The 17,660-nt window shown below is 63.0% G+C and carries 27 protein-coding genes; 13 read left to right on the forward strand and 14 right to left on the reverse strand.

Going from position 1 to position 17,660, the window contains the following annotated elements; all coding sequences use genetic code 11:
• Positions 1–374: 374 nt before the first annotated feature.
• Both AC3IF3_RS20850 and AC3IF3_RS20855 read right to left on the reverse strand, forming a co-directional pair.
• Positions 375–662 (reverse strand): hypothetical protein, encoded by a 288-nt coding sequence (locus AC3IF3_RS20850; RefSeq protein WP_489230162.1) that lies wholly within the window; start codon positions 660–662, stop codon positions 375–377.
• Between the two features lie 146 nt (positions 663–808).
• On the reverse strand, positions 809–976 hold the full coding sequence (locus tag AC3IF3_RS20855) for a hypothetical protein (protein WP_489230164.1): 168 nt from the start codon (positions 974–976) through the stop codon (positions 809–811).
• Between the two features lie 102 nt (positions 977–1,078).
• Between AC3IF3_RS20855 and AC3IF3_RS20860 the strand changes: the two genes are divergently transcribed.
• From AC3IF3_RS20860 to AC3IF3_RS20895, 8 genes are all read left to right on the forward strand, one after another.
• Positions 1,079–1,483, forward strand: a complete 405-nt coding sequence (locus AC3IF3_RS20860) for a septal ring lytic transglycosylase RlpA family protein (protein WP_489230165.1) — start codon at positions 1,079–1,081, stop codon at positions 1,481–1,483.
• Complete coding sequence (locus tag AC3IF3_RS20865; protein WP_489230166.1) at positions 1,483–1,728, forward strand: hypothetical protein; 246 nt, start codon at positions 1,483–1,485, stop codon at positions 1,726–1,728. Before AC3IF3_RS20860 ends, AC3IF3_RS20865 begins: the two co-directional genes overlap by 1 nt.
• A gap of 11 nt (positions 1,729–1,739) precedes the next feature.
• Entirely contained in the window at positions 1,740–1,955 is a 216-nt protein-coding gene (locus AC3IF3_RS20870) for a hypothetical protein (RefSeq protein WP_489230167.1), read from the forward strand.
• Between the two features lie 18 nt (positions 1,956–1,973).
• Positions 1,974–2,516 (forward strand): lysozyme, encoded by a 543-nt coding sequence (locus AC3IF3_RS20875; protein ID WP_489230168.1) that lies wholly within the window; start codon positions 1,974–1,976, stop codon positions 2,514–2,516.
• 64 nt (positions 2,517–2,580) lie between these two features.
• On the forward strand, positions 2,581–3,327 hold the full coding sequence (locus AC3IF3_RS20880; protein ID WP_489230169.1) for a hypothetical protein: 747 nt from the start codon (positions 2,581–2,583) through the stop codon (positions 3,325–3,327).
• A 128-nt stretch (positions 3,328–3,455) separates the two neighbouring features.
• The gene (locus AC3IF3_RS20885) at positions 3,456–3,839 is read left to right on the forward strand and encodes a hypothetical protein (RefSeq protein ID WP_489230170.1); all 384 of its coding nucleotides are present in this window, start codon (positions 3,456–3,458) and stop codon (positions 3,837–3,839) included.
• A 4-nt stretch (positions 3,840–3,843) separates the two neighbouring features.
• Positions 3,844–5,211: a hypothetical protein gene (locus AC3IF3_RS20890; protein WP_489230171.1), complete on the forward strand. Its 1,368-nt coding sequence runs from the start codon at positions 3,844–3,846 to the stop codon at positions 5,209–5,211.
• Positions 5,208–5,783, forward strand: coding sequence for a deoxynucleotide monophosphate kinase family protein (locus AC3IF3_RS20895; RefSeq protein WP_489230172.1), 576 nt, complete (start codon positions 5,208–5,210; stop codon positions 5,781–5,783). Before AC3IF3_RS20890 ends, AC3IF3_RS20895 begins: the two co-directional genes overlap by 4 nt.
• A gap of 386 nt (positions 5,784–6,169) precedes the next feature.
• On the opposite strand, the gene AC3IF3_RS20900 is transcribed toward AC3IF3_RS20895, so the two are convergent.
• Complete coding sequence (locus tag AC3IF3_RS20900) at positions 6,170–6,415, reverse strand: hypothetical protein (protein WP_489217831.1); 246 nt, start codon at positions 6,413–6,415, stop codon at positions 6,170–6,172.
• Between the two features lie 599 nt (positions 6,416–7,014).
• Here AC3IF3_RS20900 and AC3IF3_RS20905 point away from each other — a divergent pair.
• Both AC3IF3_RS20905 and AC3IF3_RS20910 read left to right on the forward strand, forming a co-directional pair.
• Entirely contained in the window at positions 7,015–7,215 is a 201-nt protein-coding gene (locus AC3IF3_RS20905) for a hypothetical protein (RefSeq protein WP_489218034.1), read from the forward strand.
• Positions 7,216–7,607: 392 nt separating this feature from the next.
• Positions 7,608–8,009: a ribosome modulation factor gene (locus AC3IF3_RS20910; RefSeq protein ID WP_489230173.1), complete on the forward strand. Its 402-nt coding sequence runs from the start codon at positions 7,608–7,610 to the stop codon at positions 8,007–8,009.
• Positions 8,010–8,031: 22 nt separating this feature from the next.
• Here AC3IF3_RS20910 and AC3IF3_RS20915 read toward each other — a convergent pair whose 3' ends face one another.
• Positions 8,032–8,334 carry a hypothetical protein gene (locus tag AC3IF3_RS20915; protein ID WP_489230174.1) on the reverse strand — a complete coding sequence of 101 codons (303 nt, stop codon included), beginning with the start codon at positions 8,332–8,334 and terminating at the stop codon, positions 8,032–8,034.
• A gap of 137 nt (positions 8,335–8,471) precedes the next feature.
• On the opposite strand from AC3IF3_RS20915, the gene AC3IF3_RS20920 reads away from it, so the two are divergent.
• Positions 8,472–9,368: a hypothetical protein gene (locus AC3IF3_RS20920; protein WP_489230175.1), complete on the forward strand. Its 897-nt coding sequence runs from the start codon at positions 8,472–8,474 to the stop codon at positions 9,366–9,368.
• A gap of 53 nt (positions 9,369–9,421) precedes the next feature.
• Here the strand turns inward: AC3IF3_RS20920 and AC3IF3_RS20925 are convergent, their stop codons facing one another.
• The 4 genes from AC3IF3_RS20925 to AC3IF3_RS20940 form a co-directional block, all read right to left on the reverse strand.
• The gene (locus AC3IF3_RS20925; RefSeq protein ID WP_489230176.1) at positions 9,422–10,492 is read right to left on the reverse strand and encodes a hypothetical protein; all 1,071 of its coding nucleotides are present in this window, start codon (positions 10,490–10,492) and stop codon (positions 9,422–9,424) included.
• A gap of 99 nt (positions 10,493–10,591) precedes the next feature.
• Positions 10,592–10,876, reverse strand: a complete 285-nt coding sequence (locus AC3IF3_RS20930) for a hypothetical protein (protein WP_489231348.1) — start codon at positions 10,874–10,876, stop codon at positions 10,592–10,594.
• A 133-nt stretch (positions 10,877–11,009) separates the two neighbouring features.
• Entirely contained in the window at positions 11,010–11,264 is a 255-nt protein-coding gene (locus AC3IF3_RS20935) for a hypothetical protein (RefSeq protein ID WP_489230178.1), read from the reverse strand.
• A 15-nt stretch (positions 11,265–11,279) separates the two neighbouring features.
• The gene (locus tag AC3IF3_RS20940) at positions 11,280–11,528 is read right to left on the reverse strand and encodes a DUF6894 family protein (protein WP_489230180.1); all 249 of its coding nucleotides are present in this window, start codon (positions 11,526–11,528) and stop codon (positions 11,280–11,282) included.
• A gap of 162 nt (positions 11,529–11,690) precedes the next feature.
• On the opposite strand from AC3IF3_RS20940, the gene AC3IF3_RS20945 reads away from it, so the two are divergent.
• Both AC3IF3_RS20945 and AC3IF3_RS20950 read left to right on the forward strand, forming a co-directional pair.
• Entirely contained in the window at positions 11,691–11,870 is a 180-nt protein-coding gene (locus AC3IF3_RS20945; RefSeq protein ID WP_489230181.1) for a hypothetical protein, read from the forward strand.
• A gap of 94 nt (positions 11,871–11,964) precedes the next feature.
• A complete protein-coding gene (locus tag AC3IF3_RS20950; protein ID WP_489230182.1) occupies positions 11,965–12,354 on the forward strand; it encodes a hypothetical protein in 390 nt (129 codons plus the stop codon).
• 31 nt (positions 12,355–12,385) lie between these two features.
• Here AC3IF3_RS20950 and AC3IF3_RS20955 read toward each other — a convergent pair whose 3' ends face one another.
• From AC3IF3_RS20955 to AC3IF3_RS20980, 6 genes are all read right to left on the reverse strand, one after another.
• Entirely contained in the window at positions 12,386–13,099 is a 714-nt protein-coding gene (locus AC3IF3_RS20955) for a hypothetical protein (protein ID WP_489230183.1), read from the reverse strand.
• Between the two features lie 190 nt (positions 13,100–13,289).
• A complete protein-coding gene (locus AC3IF3_RS20960) occupies positions 13,290–13,550 on the reverse strand; it encodes a hypothetical protein (RefSeq protein ID WP_489230185.1) in 261 nt (86 codons plus the stop codon).
• An 8-nt stretch (positions 13,551–13,558) separates the two neighbouring features.
• A complete protein-coding gene (locus AC3IF3_RS20965) occupies positions 13,559–14,200 on the reverse strand; it encodes a hypothetical protein (RefSeq protein WP_489230187.1) in 642 nt (213 codons plus the stop codon).
• 265 nt (positions 14,201–14,465) lie between these two features.
• The gene (locus AC3IF3_RS20970; RefSeq protein WP_489230188.1) at positions 14,466–15,179 is read right to left on the reverse strand and encodes a hypothetical protein; all 714 of its coding nucleotides are present in this window, start codon (positions 15,177–15,179) and stop codon (positions 14,466–14,468) included.
• A gap of 446 nt (positions 15,180–15,625) precedes the next feature.
• A complete protein-coding gene (locus AC3IF3_RS20975) occupies positions 15,626–16,816 on the reverse strand; it encodes a TIR domain-containing protein (RefSeq protein ID WP_489230190.1) in 1,191 nt (396 codons plus the stop codon).
• Between the two features lie 190 nt (positions 16,817–17,006).
• Positions 17,007–17,543 carry an HNH endonuclease signature motif containing protein gene (locus tag AC3IF3_RS20980; RefSeq protein WP_489230192.1) on the reverse strand — a complete coding sequence of 179 codons (537 nt, stop codon included), beginning with the start codon at positions 17,541–17,543 and terminating at the stop codon, positions 17,007–17,009.
• Between the last annotated feature and the right edge of the window lie 117 nt (positions 17,544–17,660).

Raw genomic sequence — 17,660 nt, forward strand, 5'->3', positions numbered from 1 at the left:
CGCGAGGCCCCGCCGACCGCTGTGCCTCGATCACACAATTGCGGAAGGCTGTAGTCTGCACGGGCGTCCCGCGGTCCAGGCACGCTGTGACGGCGTCGGCGAGGGTAGGCTTGGGTCCCACCGCAGGTCTCGTCGGATCACGCGCGCCCGGCATCGGACTCAGGCTGCCGGTGGCGGATGGAACGGCCTCCGGGCCCAGGCACCCACCAAGAGCCAGGGCGACGATCGTCGCACACACTGCCTTACGCCGCACGGCATCGCTCCACGCCCCAGGGCAAACTACGCAGACACCCTGCCTGACGCCTATGGCGCTTTCGCCACACGGCACAGGAGCGTCCGCTCACCGCGGCGGGTGATCTGACCCGAGCGTCCGATCAGTGCAGGCTCTTTTTCGGCGCCTCGCCGCCCTTGATCGGCTCCGGCTCTGCCGCGCCCCCGAGATCGGCGGACTGCGCCCGAACTTGGGCCAGCGCCTGCTCGATGCAGCGTCCGGCAAGCTGCAGGCCGGCTTCTGCGACCTCGGACGAGCAAGCCGGTGTGGCTGTCTCCGCCAACCGGTCTCGCACGGCACGCTCCAATAAGCCGAGGTCGTCGCGATGGCGCCCCGCCACTAGTTCGGCACCCATCAGCCGGATCAGGTTGGTGAGCGTGGCGAGCGCCACGTCTCTTGGGTCGGATGGGGCATCGGCCACGGCGGCCCTCGAATCAAAGAATATTGGGACTGTTCTGACCTATAGACGAGACAATTGCGTCTCACGGTCGCGTCATCTGACGGCGACGTGATCGGATCCGACCAAGCCTTACGCCGCTATCCGAGCCGCTCGTAGGTCAGCCCGATGCTGCGGCCGACCTCGTACAAGACACCGAAGCCGACGGCGCCGAGCAGCGCCATGTTCGCCAGCGCGCCCGCGATGATGATCCCCAGCGCGACCCGATCGCGCTGCACCTGCCACTGACGAACCACCCACGCCGACATCGTCGCCTCCGGTCACCTTCACCGGAACGCGCCGAACGCTGATCGGATCGGTGCGGCAGCGCGGCCGTCCCCGCTTTCCACGTCTCGTTTCGGAGATCCATCATGCTCCTGCAGCGCCTCGCGCTGCGGGCCGCAGTCGCGTGCGCGCTGTGGTTCGCCTCCCCGCCGGCCCGGGCCTTCGAGGGCAAGGTGTCGTTCTACGGCCCCGAGCACGGCCAGGCCCGCCGCAAGACGGCCTGCGGCGAGCCGTTCGAGCCCGAGGGCCTGACGGCCGCGCACTGGACGCTCGCCTGCAACACCCGACTGCGGGTCACCGACCTCACCACCGGTCACAGCGTCGAGGTCCGGGTCAACGACCGCGGCCCGAACCGGAAGCTGCGCCGGGAACTCGACCTCGCCCGCGGCGCGGCCCGCCAGCTCGGCATCCTGCGTCGCGGCGTCGTCCGCGCGCGAATCACCGTGCTCGGGCCCAGCCTCGGGCGCCTGCATCTGGCGGGGCGGCCGTGATGCGCACCACCACCCTGGCCGCGATCGCCGCCGCCCTTCACCTCGCCACGTCCGCGGTGCCCGCGCACGCCGGTCACGCCGCCCTCGGCCAGCGCAGCCCCGGCCGGACGCCGCTCGCGAGCCTCGCCCGGGCCCCGGACATCACGCCCGCCGGCCTGCTGATCGCGGCGCCCGGCGGGGCCTTGCGCACGCTGGAGCTGGACGACCTCGCCCCGCTGCACGCGCGCCTCACCGTCCACTTCTGAGCGAGACGCCCATGGGACCCCTGGTCGCCATCGTCCTCGTGTGCGCGGCCAGCGTGCCCGTCCAGGACTGCACGCGGGAGACCGCGCTCGACGTGGTGGCGCTGCCCGGCGCGCCCACTCCGATGGCCTGCGCGATGGCCTCCCAAGCCACCCTGGCCCGCGATCCCGCGCGCCTGTCCGACGGCGCCTACCCCCGCACGCTGTGCGAGCGCCGCACCACCCGCTGATCCCGCCCGGAGCGATCGATGAAGACCGACCTCGAAGGCCGCCAGCTCGTCGAGAGCGCGGAGGGCCTGCGCCTGAAGGCGTATCCAGACCCCGCCACCGGCGGCGAGCCGTGGACGATCGGCTACGGGCACACGTCCGCGGCCGGCGTGCCCAAGGTCGCCCCCGGCATGGTGATCACCGCAGCCCAGGCCGATCAGATCCTCGCCGCCGACCTCGCCCGATTCGAGAGCGCCGTGATGCGGGCGGTGACGGTGACGATGAGCCAGCACGAGTTCGACGCCTGCGTCGACCTCTGCTTCAACATCGGGCCGGCCAACTTCGCCGGCTCGTCCGTCGTCCGGCTGCTCAACGCCGGCGACCGCGCCGGCGCCGCCATGGCCTTCGCCATGTGGACCAAGGCGGCCGGCCGCGTGCTCCCCGGCCTCGTCGCCCGCCGCAAGCGCGAGGCGGCGATGTTCATCACCCCTGACGCGCGCCCCGCAGCACCTGCACCCGCACCCGGCCTACTCGCCACGCTCGCCGGCGGCCTGCGCGCGCTTCTCCCCGGCAAGGCCGCCTGAGGCCGCTGACCCAACCCCGCACGCCGGCGGCTCCCGGCGCATCCTCACACCACGGATCGGATCCATGAACCGCTTGCTCGTACATGCGGCCGCGCTCGCGTGCGCCGCCCTCGTCACTGTCCTGCTCTACGGCGCCCTCGGCGCGACGGCAGTCCAAGCCGTGACCGTCTTCGGCGCACTCACCATCGTCGGCCACGGCCTGTGCGCGGGCCGCCGGAGCCTCATCGCGCTCGTCCCCGCCGCGCTCGCCGCCTCGGGTCTCATCCTCGTCGGCCTCAGTCTGCCGGCCGCGGCCGCGCCCGCCCATAAGGCCTCGGCGCTGCTCTCCGCGCTGGAGCCGCCGCCCCAGCCGCTGATGCTGGCCTCCCCCGCGACCCCGCAGCAGGTGGTGGTCAAGGTCGCCGCCCCCGAGGCATCCGCCGACCGCAGCATCAGCCTGCCGGTGTCGGACTGGACCGCCTCCGCCCGCAACCTCCTGCTGTCGCTGCTCGCCGCCCTGTGGGCCGTCTCAAAGAACAAGCTGCCCGGGCCGGTCCTGTGGGCGCTGAAGCTCTACGGCGAGGACAAGCTGATCAACCAGGCCGTGAGCCTCGCACTGAATGCCGTGCCCGGCGCGGCCAAGGGCGAGCCGCTTTCCATCGACGTCGGCAACGCGGTGCTCGCCCGCGCCCTGCAGTGGATCGTCAACGAGGTGCCCTTCGCGCTCAAGCTCCTCGGAGGCGAGGACGCGATCAAGGCCAAGATCTTCGCGGCCCTGCACCTGGAGCCGGCGGCCAGCGCGGCTGCGCTGGGCGTGACGGCGAGCGCCTGACACTCACAGCAGCCCGTCACCACAGCCGCATAGGCGGCCCAGTCCGAACTACGGGCCGCCCATCCCGGGCGGCCCGCACGCACGACGGGTCGCGACCGGGAAACCCGGCCGGCCGGGGGATTCCAGTCATGCCCGAGCCGTTGCCGATCCTCGGCGAGCGACCGCCCGTCACGCCCAACGACGTGATGGAGATCAAATTTTCCCTGATCCGGATCGAGGAACGCATGTCAGCCTCGGCCGAGGCGGCCGAGCACCGGCACGCCAACATCAAGCAGGCGATGGACAACTTCGTCCCGCGCCGGGAGCTGGATCAGACGTTCGCCGGCCTCAACACGCGTCTGACCTCGCTCGACGCCGACGTCGCCGAGAGGGCCACAGAGACCGAGGTCGAGGAGGTCAAGCGCCGCCTCGGCCTCGTCGAGGGCAACCAGACGTGGGTGATCCGCTCCGTCCTCGGGCTGGTGTTCACGGCGATCGCCGCGGCCGCCGCCTTCGCCGTCAAGCACGGGTGAGACCATGGCCGCCCATCTCAACGTCACGAAAGAAGAGGCCGAGGCGCACGTCGCCCGCGTCGATCACTTCCTCAGGCTCGGCTATCCGGTCGAGGCGCGATCCGGCGACAACACCACCCGCTCGGCCGTGCGCATGGCGGCCGACACGCTCGGCATCAACCGCGTGTCGTTCGCCTACCGGATCGGCAAGCCGAGGGAGCCCGGCGCCTACTTCCGCGCGTTCGAGATCGCCCCGGACTGGTCGATCCCGGCCAGCCGCGGCGAGTTGGGCACCGAGCCGGTGCTCCCGGGTTGGGAGATGAAGCAGGTCAAGACGCGCCGCGATAAGGACGGCGCGTTCGCGGGCGAGACGATCACGCAGGGCCCCGCCACGCCGCGCGCCTTCGTCATGCCCAAGGGGCAGGTGCAGACCAAGGTGACGGCCGCCGTCCGAGGCGACGGCAAGCTGGAGCGCGAGTGGATCCGGTATAAGCCCGGCCTCTCGCCGGCCGACACGGTCGAGACGATCAAGGCGGCGTTCGCCGACTATCCGGCGCGGGCCTATCCCAAGCGCGCGCCGCGGGCTGTGAGCGAGGATCTGCTCACCCTGTTGCCCGCGGCCGACTGGCATGTCGGGATGTACGCGTGGGGCGCCGAGGCCGGCGCGAATTGGGATCTCAAGCTCGCCGAGGAGGTGATCGGTCGCGCGGTCGCCGAGGCGATCGAGCGCTCGCCCGCCTCGGCTGAGTGCGTCGTGCTCGGCGGTGGCGACCTGCTGCACGCGGACAACTCCGAGAACCGCACGGCCCGCTCGGGCAACGCCCTCCAGGTCGACGGCCGTTGGCCTAAGGTGCTGATGGCCGCCTGCCGGCTGATGGTTCGCACGGTCGAGCTGAGCCTCGCGCGCCACCGGCGCGTGACGGTCCGCATCCTGCCGGGCAACCACGATGAGAACTCGGCGGTCGCCGTCGCCTACTTCCTCGCCGCGTGGTTCCGCGCCGAGCCGCGTGTGACCGTCGACCTCGACCCGTCGCTGTTCTGGTGGTTCCGGTGGGGCAAGGTGCTGCTCGGCGCCACGCATGGCCACACCGTCAAGGCGGCGGCGATGGCCGGCATCATGGCCCACCGCCGGGCGGCGGATTGGGGCGAGACCCGGCACCGCTACATCCACACCTTCCACCTGCATCACACCGCCAAGCTCGCCACCGAGGGCGAGGGCGTGATCACGGAAGTGCATCGCTCGCCCGTCCCGCAGGACGCGTGGCATTTCGGCAGTGGTTTCCTGTCGGGCCGCTCGATCCCGATCATCACCTATCACCGGAGTCGCGGCGAGTACGGACGATCCGTCGTGCCGATCGACGACGCCGGCGACACCGAGGAGGCCGCAGCGTGATCATAGGTCTGTCCGGGCTTGCCGGGAGCGGCAAAAGCACCGCCGCCGCCTACCTCGCCGAACGCCACGGGTTTGCCCGCGTGCGCTTCGCCGGCCCGCTCAAGGCCATGCTGCGCGCCTATCTCGCGGAGATCGGCGTCGGGCCGAGCGTGGCCGAGGCGATGATCGAGGGCGGCCTCAAGGAGCTGCCCAGCCCGTATCTGGCGGGCCGCTCGCCGCGCTACGCCATGCAGCACCTCGGCACCGGCTTCGGCCGGGACCTGATGCATCCCGACTTCTGGGTCGAGGCGTGGCAGAACGCGTCGGTCGCCGCGATGGAGCGCGGCGCCTGGGGCGTGGTGGCCGAAGACTGCCGGTTCGAGAACGAGGCTGCGGCCGTGCGGGCACTCGGCGGCACCGTACTGCGCCTCGATCGGCCGGGCCTCACCCGGATCGCCGGCGGCCACGTCTCCGAGGCAGGGATCCAAGACGCCTACCCCGTCCTCAACGACGGCGCACCGGAGACATTGTTCGAGCGCCTCGACTTCGTGGTCCGGCGCATCGAGGGTGCCGCGATCAAACGCTCGGCGTGACGGGAACCAACGGTCACGCTCGCGGATTCACCCCGTAACGAGCCGGCGATCTCAGCCCCCGATCTCCTCGGCTCAACCCTTCGCCCGGCCCTCGCGTGATGCGGGGCCGGGCTTTTTCTTTGTCAGCCTTCATGCACTCTTGAGTCGGCCTCTTCTTGAAGTGCTCCAAGCTTTCAAGCTCTTACTTAGATGGCCGACTGCGCGGGCGGAACCGGTGCGTGTTTCGCGGAGGCGAGGAATGTGTCAAATGGCGAGGTAACGATTTAGCGATAATGTAGGAAAGGGTCTCTTCCCTAGACCAACTTAGCCCGCCCGGTTCGCTGGCGCGGGCTTTTTCGTGCGCTGCGTTCATCGTGACGCTTCGCCTTCGCTGGAGCGAGCGCTTCCTACGGCTGCTCTGGCTTCACACCGGCCTCGTCGCTGGCCGCTCTATTGGCCGAATGGTCCTGGTACTGCTCCGTTTGCACCGCCTTGCCATCGAGGCCACGCTCGTCGTCATGCTGAGATTTGTCTCGGTTGCTCAACACCTCATTCTCACCGAGTACACCTTCCGGCAGTTCGGTCATCGCACCCGCACCAGAGCCCTTGCCCTGGGCCCCAGGGTGCATCCCGTGTTTGCCAGCGTTCGCCATTTCAGCACTCCAGTAGCCGAGGATCTGGCTTCAGCCAGCCCTGTTCTTGGACGAGGCCAACTGGTCGCTGTGGGGTCCGTTCCTGCGTCATGCCAACGCGATTATGGTAGCGTGCCGTATCCTCGACATGGTGCAGAGCTCCGGGCGGCAGATTACGAAGGCTGAATAGCTTAGCCGCCGCCACCGCCACTTCCACCCGCCCCAGGACCGCCGAGGTTGCCGTCCTTGTTCGGCGTGTTCCAATGGATGATGCCGTCATCGGGAGGTCGTAGCCCCCTGGTCGGCAGTCGAGGGTCTGCGAACTGCGGCGCTTCGATCGTCCCATCAGGACCAATCCTACGGGGCCGCCTTCGCTGCGCGACAGCTGCAGTGCTCATGCTGACCGTAAGCGCTACCAAGAGCCATCTGATCAGCGCGGCTCTCATGATCATCCCGCGGCAGTCAGAGGGCGCTTCCCGGCGGCAAGGACTGTGCGCATAGCGGTAGGATAGCCGCTGCAGCAAGGTCGGCAAATGAGATTGGACGCTCCCCACCCCGTGGGCACAGCTGGAAGACAGATCAACCTTGGCGCCGCTGAGCACGCGTGGCATGACGCGGTCATGAACCAGAGTGAGACGAACATCTATCCCTACACGCTGGAGGTCACTCCTCCGAGAGAAGAAGGTGGTGCCTACAACTGGGCAATCCGAAAGCACGGCAAGCTCGCCCAGCGATCCGACCGCAGCTATCCGACTGAAGCAAAAGCCCAAGCCGCCGGCTTGGGCACGATCGAGAAGCTGCTCAGCGGCTCAGATCGGTAACGCCTCCCCCGCCCCGTGAGCAGATCATGGCGGCGCCGAGTGGGTAGAACCGCGAACGGCCGGCGGCAAAGACGAATGGTGGGGCGCGACTCTATCAACCAGGCTCGGAAAGGAACGCCAGCAGGTAAAGCCGGTTGATCAGGCCGTGCCGACATTGCTCGGTTCATCGCAATCTGAAAGTGCCATGACCAGCCGAAGCGTTCAGTCCGCCCTTCTCGCCCTCGCCCTCGTCGCCGCCAGCGCCGGGATGGCTGCCGCCCAGAGCACCCCCAACGGCAACACCTCGACTTCTGGTGCACCCGCTGGTGACAGCAGCACCGGTAATGGCTCCACCGGTAGCGGCGCTGCTCCCAGCGGGAAGTGATCCTTCAGCCACATCTGCGGAACGGACTTTGCGCCCGCGCATCCAGTTCGTTCCTGAGACCACGGACCTACTCAGCCCGCCCGGTTCGCCGGCGCGGGCTTTTTCGTGCTCGAAGGTCCTGCAGCTTTTCGGCGTGCGCGTGGGCAGCCTCATTGCCAATCGCGCAGGATCTGCGACCCTGTGGGACTGTGCCGGGCGAATCATCCGGTTCACGAAACGGCTCGATACTGTAGAGGGCGACAACGCGATGGACACGCGTCACCCCACCATCTTTGAAGCGATCGCCGAGGGAGCGCACGCGCGAGCGGTCGGCCTGCCGAAGGATAGCTGCCCCTATCATGCAGATATGCCGGAGCGTCGAGCATGGATGGACGGCTATGACGGCACACCCAGAGAAGATGGGCCCGACGTACCCATCACTGACGCCTGAGCCATCCAAGCAGAAGCTACCGTCAGCGCTGAACCGCCTCGATATCATCCTCGTAAATCGAGTCGGGTTGGCAGGCGTGCCACTCCTTTTTCTCATCAGTCTGCCCCTTCCGGCCATAGCAGTAGCCAGCCTGCGCCAGGCGACCGCTCAGCCGATCCCGGAGGCGGCACTGCTCACGGGTGACAGCCGGATCCCCAGAGCCGTCACAAGCTAGGACCGCCTTCAGCTCCGCGGTCAGCAGTTCCGGAACCGTCGGCAGTTGCTGCTGAGCGCTCGCTCCACCGGCAGCGACGACGAGAGCGAGGGCGGCGAGGGCTGTGCGCATGGCGGGGACGATAAGCCTACCTCCCGTTGTGTCGATGGCGGAAAGTCCACAACGATGAGGCGACGGCATTCGGCACCCTCGTCTTACCCAAGGTTGCAGGTATCATGCCTCGGCTGATCCATTCCGAGACGCCCATCATGAAGCCTGCCGACGCAGATCTCGGCGTTACCATCGACTTCGCCAAGGGCACCGCCAGCCCGCGCCGAGTGTTCGGTGGGCTGGTGACGATCCTCGAAGGGCTAGAGGCGTTGGATCGCGTCGTCATCTCGGCGCTCGACCCGCGCATCGTACCGTTGATGGTGCTGGAGGACGTGGAGGCAGCCTCGATCACCGCGTGGGTGCGAACGCGGTTGCGCCAGTCCGACGACGAGGTGCTGAAATCGGGTGACTGGAAGAAGGCGGTCGGCTCAATCCTGGTGAAGGGCAAGCACCGCGCGCTGGAATACCTCGACACGAAACACGCGGAGAACGAAGGGCAACGCCTTGGCCAGCTACGGGACGATCTTCAGGCGCTCGCCGAATCGTCGCCGATCCGACACCTGCCGCAGCCTGCCCAGATCGAGCTGCATGATCTCGTGAGGCCACTCGATCAGATCCAGGCCGGTAAGGCGGCGCTGTCTCCGGGCGACCGCTTGCTGCTGACCACGGATGCCGGGGTGTACGAAGCCAACGTCACCGAGACCAAGCGGCCGAGCGAATTCGTCACCGAAGCCGAGGGCAGCATGTCGAGCGGTGTCCTGCCGATGCAGCTGCTGGTCAGGCGGCCGGACTACCTCGGCGAGGCTAAGTGGGAGTTCAAGCACGGGCGGGACACCGTGACGGCCGCGATCCTCGACGAGGTGTGGCTGCAACGGTTTCGGGCGGGTGCGGTACCGATCGTGCCAGGCTCTGCACTCGCCTGCATGGTCCGCTATGCCTACGCCTACGATAAGGGCGGTCGGTTGACGTCGGTCCAGCACGATGTGGTCGAGGTTCAGCGGATTATCCCGCCGACGCACGGGCCCGACGAGCCTATCAATTCTGTCGGACCCTGAGCCGCCGGGATGGCAATGTCGAGCGTGCATGAAAAGTCAGGCGCTGAATAGCCTCACGTAGACCGTATTGATCTGTCATAGTCCCGGAGCAGTTTCGAGCAACTTGATCCGACTTCTAATTGGACATTACGCTCGGACGATCCACCTTTCCCGGTGATATCAGAGAGGTCATTCGTAATGTGATACAGATTATCATCAGATATACCGATTGCAGTCGCATAAATATTCTTCATTGCAATTTGTATGTTATCGTTTGGTTTAAGCAACGCCATATTTTGCTCGTGGAAGCCAAAACCAAGAAAAACCATGTGCTTGCAAATTGCCACAGCATGCTTCATAGCATCGACCATTGATGCGTCTTTTACTTGCTCGGTGTAGGTAAGAATGGATTTCGAGGCGGACAGGCTCTCAATTTTGTTATAGTCGTCGCCACCAAATCTGACTTCCTGAAGAGATCCTTGCGGCATGCCCGGTAGATGACCAATCTGTCCATACGGATGAAAAATCTGGGCCGCCGAAACGAGGTCGGTCGCAAACTTATGCTCACACATGTACAACCTTTTGATCGCTTCAATCAAGTAGTGCTCAAGACATCTGTCGTAATTGAAGTTTATAAATGTGACATTTGCAAACAAATCACCGATGAATTGCAAAGATACGCCGTGACTGATGGCCTTAAATAGATCTGCATACCATATTTCTCCCAACTTACTGAACTTAATTTCCTCACCTTTATGTACTTCGGCGTACAGCTTGCAACGCCTTTCCGCGCGCAGGATGTTGTATGAAATTGCTGCTTTGGCGCACAAAACTAAATCGACATTGCCTTGATGGATGTTCACATAATCGTCTATCGAGTTTGTTAGGCTGATCCCCCCGCTTATTTGTTTGCATGTTCTAGCAAGTGAGAGGACGTGGCCGCCCCAGTTATTGCCGCCTTGCGTTAATGCAAGTTGTTTTATAGTTTCTATAAATTCATTACTCCCGTCCATTACTACTCCGTGATGCGAAGTTTTAATGTCCGTAGATCTCGAAATGCTTTTGGCCAGTTGAACGCCCAACGGCATTTCTATGTCAAAGCCAGAACCAGCACCGATCACAAATACAGTATGTTTGCGTATCATTTTAAACCCGCCGCGGCATTGATCGAGGTTTTTCTCAGCCGCCCCCCGGCCCGTCGCCGTTCTCCTCGATGAGGATGACGGCGGCGGCTTCGAGCGCCCTCAGCCTTCTGTCGATGGTTCAGCACCGGCCGCGCCGGGTTCGGGGGCTGGGCCGGTATCGAGCGTGCCGCTGCTGACCAACGCGTTGGCCCAGGCGCTCGCGATAAGGCGGACTTGCTCGATAGCCTCGGCACGCGTGAACGGTTCATCGCCAGCGTCGCCACCACCATCCGACCAGGCGACGAACCCGGTACGCCGGCCGTTGGCGTCCTCGACGCAGGCCGCGTCATCGAGGATGCAGATGCGGAGGGGGAGCGTGAGGCCGAGCATGGGCATGCCGAGCATGTAGAGCACCTGGGCCCGGCTTCGACCGCCCAGCTAACCCCGCACCTCGCTCACCCAGACCTCCGGCTACCGCTTCCTAAAGAGTCAGACGCCGGGCATCCCGATCTGGGAGTTCGCCGGGCGTCGCTGAGCGTCAACCGCCCTGAAGGTTCTCGGCGAAATCCTCCGGCACCTCACCCCACTGCCCGAGGATCGTCACGCCCTCCAGTTCGCCGGTCTCGTCGTCTGCGACGACCCGCAACGCCGCAGCACCGGGGACGCGTTTGGCGAGGTTCTCCGCCTTCTTGCACGCGCCGAACTCTGTGGTCGCCGGCTCCTGGCGCGCCGGCCGCAGCCGCTTCCGATGGACCTCAAACGGCTGCACGATGAACGTCGTCTTGAGCGCCATGATCCCATCCTCCCCTCACGCCGCTACGAGATCGGCGTCGACATCGACGAAGGCCGTCACCCACACCCGCCGGCCCTTCGCGTCGTAGACGTCCACCTGCCAGCACGACCAATCGAATCGCTCGGTGACCTGCTCCATCAACGCGAGCGCGACCCGCTCGGCGTGAACGCGCATCTGCGATACGCTCGGCATCCGCCTGCCGGCGCCATCGGTGACCAGCTCGCGTCCGTCCGTGCAGTGGAAGCGGTAAAGCTTGGCTGGCATTGGCCTTTCCGTGCGTCGTCCACAGCGCTCCACAGCGATCCGGGCGCCGCTCGATCGAGCGGTTGAACCGCGGCCGTTCCTGGGCTTTGTTCTTCATATGTTCTAGCAGGGATTCGAACCGCGATGCACGCTCAACCGCACGAACCGCCTGTGGACATACGCTTGACCGAGGCCGAGGCGATCGCGCTGGACTACTATACGGCCGCCGGACGCGACGGCTGGTCGGCGCTCGTGCGGGCGATCACGGACGCACTCGCCGATCTCGATGCGGCCGAGCGCCATGCGGCCGGGCAGGGGCGTCTGGTCTCCCACGGCTACGCGCGTGGCCGTTTAAACGGCTGACGCGATGCAGCGCCTGGGTGACATCGCCGGCGACCGGCTTACCGTAGACTGCGCAACATGCCGTCGTCACGGCAGCTACCGACTCGACGGCCTGATGGCCCGTTTCGGCCCGGAGATCACGACGCTCGCCCTACTACGCGCGCTCACCGCCTCTTGCCGGCATCAGCGCGATCCCGGGGCGGCGGTCGCGCGCAAGTACGAGAGCCAGTGCCTCGCCACCCTTCGGCTGCCGACGGCGGTGAGCCTGGAGGCGCCGGTCCCGCCCGGCCGGCCGTTCGCGATCGAGGTCTGGGACGAGCGCGGCCGGGTCGAGCTGCGGCTCGCCGTCATCTACCCGCTCGACGGAGCGCTCGCCGCGTTCGAGGCGGTGAAGCAGGCCTATCCGCGCAACGAGATCACGCTGCGGCAGGCCGCGCGCGTGGTTCGCCGGCGGGAGCGGCCGGGTCAGCCGACCCATGTCGACGCCGATCTGGGCGGAGCCTAACGAAACAGCCGCTCAGGCGCCGAAGCCATGCCTAGTAGGTGTCTGATCCCTCGGGGGCGTCGGGCGGCTCCGCACGCGGCCGATCGTCCGGCGCATCCGGCTGTGGCGGCTGCGGTTTGAACCTGGGCTTCGTCGCCGGCCGTTCGAGGCTCGGAGCCGGGACCGCGGGCTTCGCCGAAGCCATCGACAGGTTCGTTGGCCGTGGTGGCGGCAGCGGCGGGTCAAGAATCGGCACGCCAACGCTGTCCGCCCCCGGTCGCGGAACGGCAAGCGCAGGCGGTCTGAGTGCGCTGGTGGTTGCGGGCGCCTCTGGAGCTGCGGACTGCTGTGCGGGCAGCAGTCGAGCGGAGCCGAGGGTCAGTCCCCGAGGAGCCTGCGCCTGCAGTGCCGGCTCACAAATCTCGCCGCACTGCTCAACCTTAGCCTCGATGGTCTTGCCGTCGATCGTCGCTCGAACGACGCAGCCGACGGGGTGGTAGACGAGCGCGAACTGAAACTTGCCCGTGTCGTCCGACTCCGCTGTGAACTTGCCGTCGAGGGACACGCTCGTGTGGGGCTCGTCGGTCGTCCCAACGATGTAGAGGCGTCCGGTGGCGATGGCTGCGGCCGTGATGGCTGACGCTGCGTGCGCTGATGAAACGGCGGCGAGGCACACGATCGCCAGGACCAGAGATGACAGACGGATCAAACGGGTAACCCCAACGTTGCGCCGGCCGTTGGATCCGGGCGGCTCAGTCAGCTTCACGCGCTGATGAGCCAACTGGGCCCGAGAGCAATCTATCCGAAAGCTTAGAAAGGCGGCAACCGCACGGCGGTTCGGTGGCGCCTCAGTTCGAGGCGACCGCGTCCCGGTCCGCAAACTGCGCGCAGATCCAGATGCCCAGCCGGATCTGGGCGGCGATCCCGCTGCGGTAGGCGATCACCGCCAGCGGCAGTCATTGACGGATCTCCATCATTCCCTCGATGATCCGGAAGATCCGGTCAGCCGCGTGAGCATGCTCCTCGGCTTGCTGCTTGAGGGGAACCGCGCCGTCTTGGCCGCCGCGCTCGCTGAGCCACCACGCCTCCTTGCGCAGCGTCGCCTCCTTGTCGCGCAACGCTTGGTGCACGATGAGCGCTTCCCGCATCGTGAAACGCATCTCGATGTTGCGCGGCCCGGCGCCCTGACCGGCGTTGATCGTCGGGACGTCAGACATCGAAGTCCTCACTTGGGTAAGGGGCCACGGGCAAGCGCCGCACGCACCGCTTCAACGACATCGTCGCGCGAAGCTACTTTATCGCCGTCCGCCAGCATATGGCCGCTTCGGTTGACCCGAGGCACGAAGAGACCTTCACCAAATCGGCCGGCGCCTCCGAGCCCCCAGAAAGTTGGCGCGCGCAGGCAGATAACGACGCGCTCGCCCCGCTCAGCCTGGGGGAACAGCACACTCTGAGCCCAATCGAGGCAAACGCGTGATGAGGGCAAGGCGGCGAGCATCGCGTGATCAGTGAAAGATTTCGAGTGATAGGCGCCGATGTTCAGCACGGCCATATGATGCTGGAGGTCCTGCCAGCAGCCAAACCGCTTGGTGCGCGCTGTCCACCACACATGCCCTCGGTTGTGATCGTCAGGCCCACGCAACGGGGCGGTGCCTGTCCGTCGCTCCGCATATTTGCGCTGCGATTCGGGCCAGTCCGCCTCCTCGACATCACGCTCGTCCATCCCCGGCGATAGGTAGAGCAGCACCACGCGCGCCGTGCGCAGCGGACCATCGATATGGGATGGCAGGCAGCGAAGATCGAAGCCGTGTGTCGGCTGACCGTCGCGGGCAAAACGTGAGAAGACGGGCGCGTCAGCTGGATGCATGCGCGCACTGCCTGGCACGTGAGCCCAAAAGTCGAAGATGCTGGTCTGAGATAGCTGCGTAGTCAGTTTTCCGTATCCTCGCTGCTTTGGAAACCTCAGATCGGCGTCTGCAATATATCAACGAACGCCGCATGCCCTCGGTATCAGTTTATCGGGCCTCGAACACTCGCTATGCCGGTGGAGATACCTTGTATGCGGCTGCGTCAGCTGGCGTGACAGCAACGGATCAGCTAAAACTGAAATACGACTGATTAAAACTATGCAACTATGGACATTTTGTGCCCTGTCTCTCAGTTATAATTTGACGACAATCATCTCTCGCTTTAGATAGCGATTCCACAAGATCCGACATATGCCCCGTGATATCGTTCACTATTCTAGGCGGCAACAACCCGTTCTTAGGCGGCCCCTGAGAAAGGAGTTGCTTTGCTCCGTTTATCTCGCTCAAGCTCGTGGCAATTTTTTTGAGCGTCTGTTGAGCTTCAATCAGATTTACACTGGCTAGTATCAACGAGTAAGAATTTACAGCTTCGAGCAAGTCTGTTGCGCGCTCTAAAAACAGCCGCAACGCGTTTTGAAATTCATTCGCACTCTTGCGCGAGGGCTTCTCCAAATATGCTTTGGCGCAAAATAGAGCGCCACCATTTCCGCCCAATGACACCGGCTCGAGATCGCTGTTGAGTAAATAGGTTGATGTCAGCAGCAACTGCCGCTGTAGAGCTCCAATCTGATACTGCGGAATCGTACAGACGATTTTTGCAGGTTGTAGCCTCGAACTTATATAATCTCTTATGACTTGTATTGCAGCAATACTTGCAGAAATTCCGCCAAACAAAGTATTCCAATCAATTTTGATTAGTGCCAGACCTATACCTTCTCTGTCAAAATCATCAGTCTGTGCAATAGGATCCGCATCTGGCCAACAATACGCAAGGGCAAAAAAACCCGTGATGACAGATCGTCTAACAGGAACTCGCATTGCAAGCACCTCCCGAAAACATATTGGAATAAGAGCACCTTTTTAAACAGAAAGCGAGTACCAGGTCATAAATTGTGATAGCGGATGTTTGCTGGGCGTTAAGTGACTATCTTGATGCAGCCGTAATCGTATTGTTCACGTCGGCGCGTGTTGGCCAGCGGGCTATTAGTAAACGTAGTGTGGGACGCCCGCGGCCGCGTCTAGGCCCGGCTCGCCGGGATCTATCCACTCAACGGGGCGATCGCCGCGTTCGAGGCGGTGAAGGACGCCTATCCGCGCAACGAGATCACGCTACGCCAAGCCTGCCGGGTGCTGCGCAGGCGCGAGCGGCCTGGGGCTCTGACGCATATGAATGTGCATCCCGGCGGTGTGCAGTCAAATGCAACGGCCCACAATTCCGCCAACGTGGTGAGTAATTGAACAGCGAAAGCGCTAGGTAATAGCTCCTAAGTAGGATCGGCCCGGCGCTGCTTTTCCCAAACAAATCTGTCGAGATCTAAAGCAAAAAGATATCCATCGCTGATCAAGTGCGCAAACACATCATACGACACCAAAGCGGATTGGGGTCCGTGCGCATACGAAGCGACTTGATAGGTCGAGAGCAAAACCTCCAACCCTACATCGCGAAACACAAACTGCGCAAAATGTTCCCAGGTTGCCGTCCCTGGCTCTACGAACTCCTTTTCCAACGAATAATTTTCGCCGTTTGGGTCATCTGGCCTTGTCTTTAAAAGTTCCTCCCGAACTGCGTCTCGAATTAAAGGAAACGCAGCCTCTGAATCATCAAAAATCTGCTTAAGATTGTGAATCATAAATAGGGGATCAAGGACGAACACATAGGTTCTGTACTCCATATTTGGATGCGCTGCACGAGCAAAATAATAATCATGAACGCACACTATACTAATACACTTCCCGCAGATAATTGGCTCGGCGCATGTCGCCGAGAAAGTATTTACGCGAGCCCATTTCGCCTGCCCATAATTGAATTGAGAGACGTCAGGTTCGAATTTTATCGCTCGATATGACATAGAAGCCCTCAAGCAATCGCCCTTGATAAGATCTGAAATTTCATGCAACCGCGCATAATCGTCGGAACTTAAAAGCGGTATGGAGAATTCGAAATCATACCCAGGAAGCCCGTCACCTGAGTCTTTATAAGTAAGTTGTCTCCAACGAACCGGCGAAGCGCCTCCCGTGTTACCGGTTTGCGATCCGGTTTTTTCGATCTGTGAATTTACCGCACTTGTGATCTCATCAAAACACTGCGCAGAGGAAGCTCGGGTATACTGCACAGAAGCTAATTCATTAGGAACAACAACATCGTCATCGAGCAAGACTGGCAAAAGATAAATATCATCAATAAGCTTTTCCTTTAAGCTATCAAGAGCTTGCCTTAGTTCACGCTGAACATATCCTCGCTTGCCAACGGAATTATGAGACACGAATATCATAATAATAGTAGCGCCAATAAGCGCTCTCCGTATCTCAAAGTCCCAGTTTTGTCCAGGTTTGATGTATTTATAGTCAATCCAGGCAGAAATCCCCGATGTAATTAAATGGTCATAAAATGGAGTAACGCGATCACGGTCGGCAGTGGTGTAACTCAAAAATACAAGGGGGTTCGTCACGTTCATTGTACAATCATCCACTGGTAAACTCAAATATGAGTTAGTTCCGCCACAGCCACATTGAAAGCTATTGCGTTAACGAGTGCAAGGTGCGGTCTGTCGGCCGCAATTCAAAAATTCGACGCAGCCGTCTTCCGTTATGTGGCCGAATATGGAATGCGCTGGGTCATCGCTTTCTAGCTACCGGCGAGAATCCTTACTTATTATTCAGCGCTTCGGTAGCTGCCGCCACCATTTCGTCAGCCTGGGTCATTTTTGTGATCCGTTGAAGCGCAGTCCTGAGGCGGTCAACCTCAATCCGCAAGCTCTCGACGCGCGGCGCCCTATGGCCTCTTCCTTCGGCGGATTTGAAATTCTTGACTGTATTAAACTTCAATCCGTATTCCTCAGCGATGATGCGATAGGGGCGGGTATCGCGCCGTACTTTCTCCTTTAAATTTATTGAGTGACGCCACTCCGGCCTGCCGCCTCGCTCTCTTCCCTTTTTCACCATATCTGCTTGATTAGCGCCCGGCGTATCAGCAAAAAGATGGTCCGGATTCACACAGGTTCTCTCGTCGCAACGATGGCAGACGTACATGCCTTTCGGCACAGTCCCGTGATGAAGTCTGTAAGAGTAGCGATGCGCGCCCACAATTCGTTCGCCATCGTGGATGCTTCCATACCCGTTTCCAGCCACAGTGCCGGTCCAAAGCCAGCAGCCTGAATTGGGTTCAGGTAGCGCTTTCGCCATGAAGCGATCCGGCGCGGTGCTGGGCTTTGTTGATGGCGGTCGCCATTTGGTCGAAGTCTTAGCATCCATGTTTCACCCCCCCCAGCAATCTGATCACGATCCGTTCTATCCCATCTA

Source organism: Methylobacterium sp. J-118 (assembly GCF_057836565.1).

Coding starts and splice junctions, on each gene's coding strand:
- AC3IF3_RS20915 (WP_489230174.1), bottom strand. CDS start 8,334: ATGCGCACAGCCCTCGCCGCCCTCGCTCTCGTCGTCGCTGCCGGTGGA.
- AC3IF3_RS20870 (WP_489230167.1), top strand. CDS start 1,740: ATGGGACCCCTGGTCGCCATCGTCCTCGTGTGCGCGGCCAGCGTGCCC.
- AC3IF3_RS20980 (WP_489230192.1), bottom strand. CDS start 17,543: ATGGCGAAAGCGCTACCTGAACCCAATTCAGGCTGCTGGCTTTGGACC.
- AC3IF3_RS20965 (WP_489230187.1), bottom strand. CDS start 14,200: ATGCATCCAGCTGACGCGCCCGTCTTCTCACGTTTTGCCCGCGACGGT.
- AC3IF3_RS20920 (WP_489230175.1), top strand. CDS start 8,472: ATGAAGCCTGCCGACGCAGATCTCGGCGTTACCATCGACTTCGCCAAG.
- AC3IF3_RS20925 (WP_489230176.1), bottom strand. CDS start 10,492: ATGATACGCAAACATACTGTATTTGTGATCGGTGCTGGTTCTGGCTTT.
- AC3IF3_RS20855 (WP_489230164.1), bottom strand. CDS start 976: ATGTCGGCGTGGGTGGTTCGTCAGTGGCAGGTGCAGCGCGATCGGGTC.
- AC3IF3_RS20950 (WP_489230182.1), top strand. CDS start 11,965: ATGGCCCGTTTCGGCCCGGAGATCACGACGCTCGCCCTACTACGCGCG.
- AC3IF3_RS20960 (WP_489230185.1), bottom strand. CDS start 13,550: ATGTCTGACGTCCCGACGATCAACGCCGGTCAGGGCGCCGGGCCGCGC.
- AC3IF3_RS20875 (WP_489230168.1), top strand. CDS start 1,974: ATGAAGACCGACCTCGAAGGCCGCCAGCTCGTCGAGAGCGCGGAGGGC.
- AC3IF3_RS20885 (WP_489230170.1), top strand. CDS start 3,456: ATGCCCGAGCCGTTGCCGATCCTCGGCGAGCGACCGCCCGTCACGCCC.
- AC3IF3_RS20865 (WP_489230166.1), top strand. CDS start 1,483: ATGCGCACCACCACCCTGGCCGCGATCGCCGCCGCCCTTCACCTCGCC.
- AC3IF3_RS20930 (WP_489231348.1), bottom strand. CDS start 10,876: ATGCTCGGCATGCCCATGCTCGGCCTCACGCTCCCCCTCCGCATCTGC.
- AC3IF3_RS20880 (WP_489230169.1), top strand. CDS start 2,581: ATGAACCGCTTGCTCGTACATGCGGCCGCGCTCGCGTGCGCCGCCCTC.
- AC3IF3_RS20890 (WP_489230171.1), top strand. CDS start 3,844: ATGGCCGCCCATCTCAACGTCACGAAAGAAGAGGCCGAGGCGCACGTC.
- AC3IF3_RS20970 (WP_489230188.1), bottom strand. CDS start 15,179: ATGCGAGTTCCTGTTAGACGATCTGTCATCACGGGTTTTTTTGCCCTT.
- AC3IF3_RS20975 (WP_489230190.1), bottom strand. CDS start 16,816: ATGAACGTGACGAACCCCCTTGTATTTTTGAGTTACACCACTGCCGAC.
- AC3IF3_RS20905 (WP_489218034.1), top strand. CDS start 7,015: ATGAACCAGAGTGAGACGAACATCTATCCCTACACGCTGGAGGTCACT.
- AC3IF3_RS20935 (WP_489230178.1), bottom strand. CDS start 11,264: ATGGCGCTCAAGACGACGTTCATCGTGCAGCCGTTTGAGGTCCATCGG.
- AC3IF3_RS20940 (WP_489230180.1), bottom strand. CDS start 11,528: ATGCCAGCCAAGCTTTACCGCTTCCACTGCACGGACGGACGCGAGCTG.
- AC3IF3_RS20900 (WP_489217831.1), bottom strand. CDS start 6,415: ATGGCGAACGCTGGCAAACACGGGATGCACCCTGGGGCCCAGGGCAAG.
- AC3IF3_RS20860 (WP_489230165.1), top strand. CDS start 1,079: ATGCTCCTGCAGCGCCTCGCGCTGCGGGCCGCAGTCGCGTGCGCGCTG.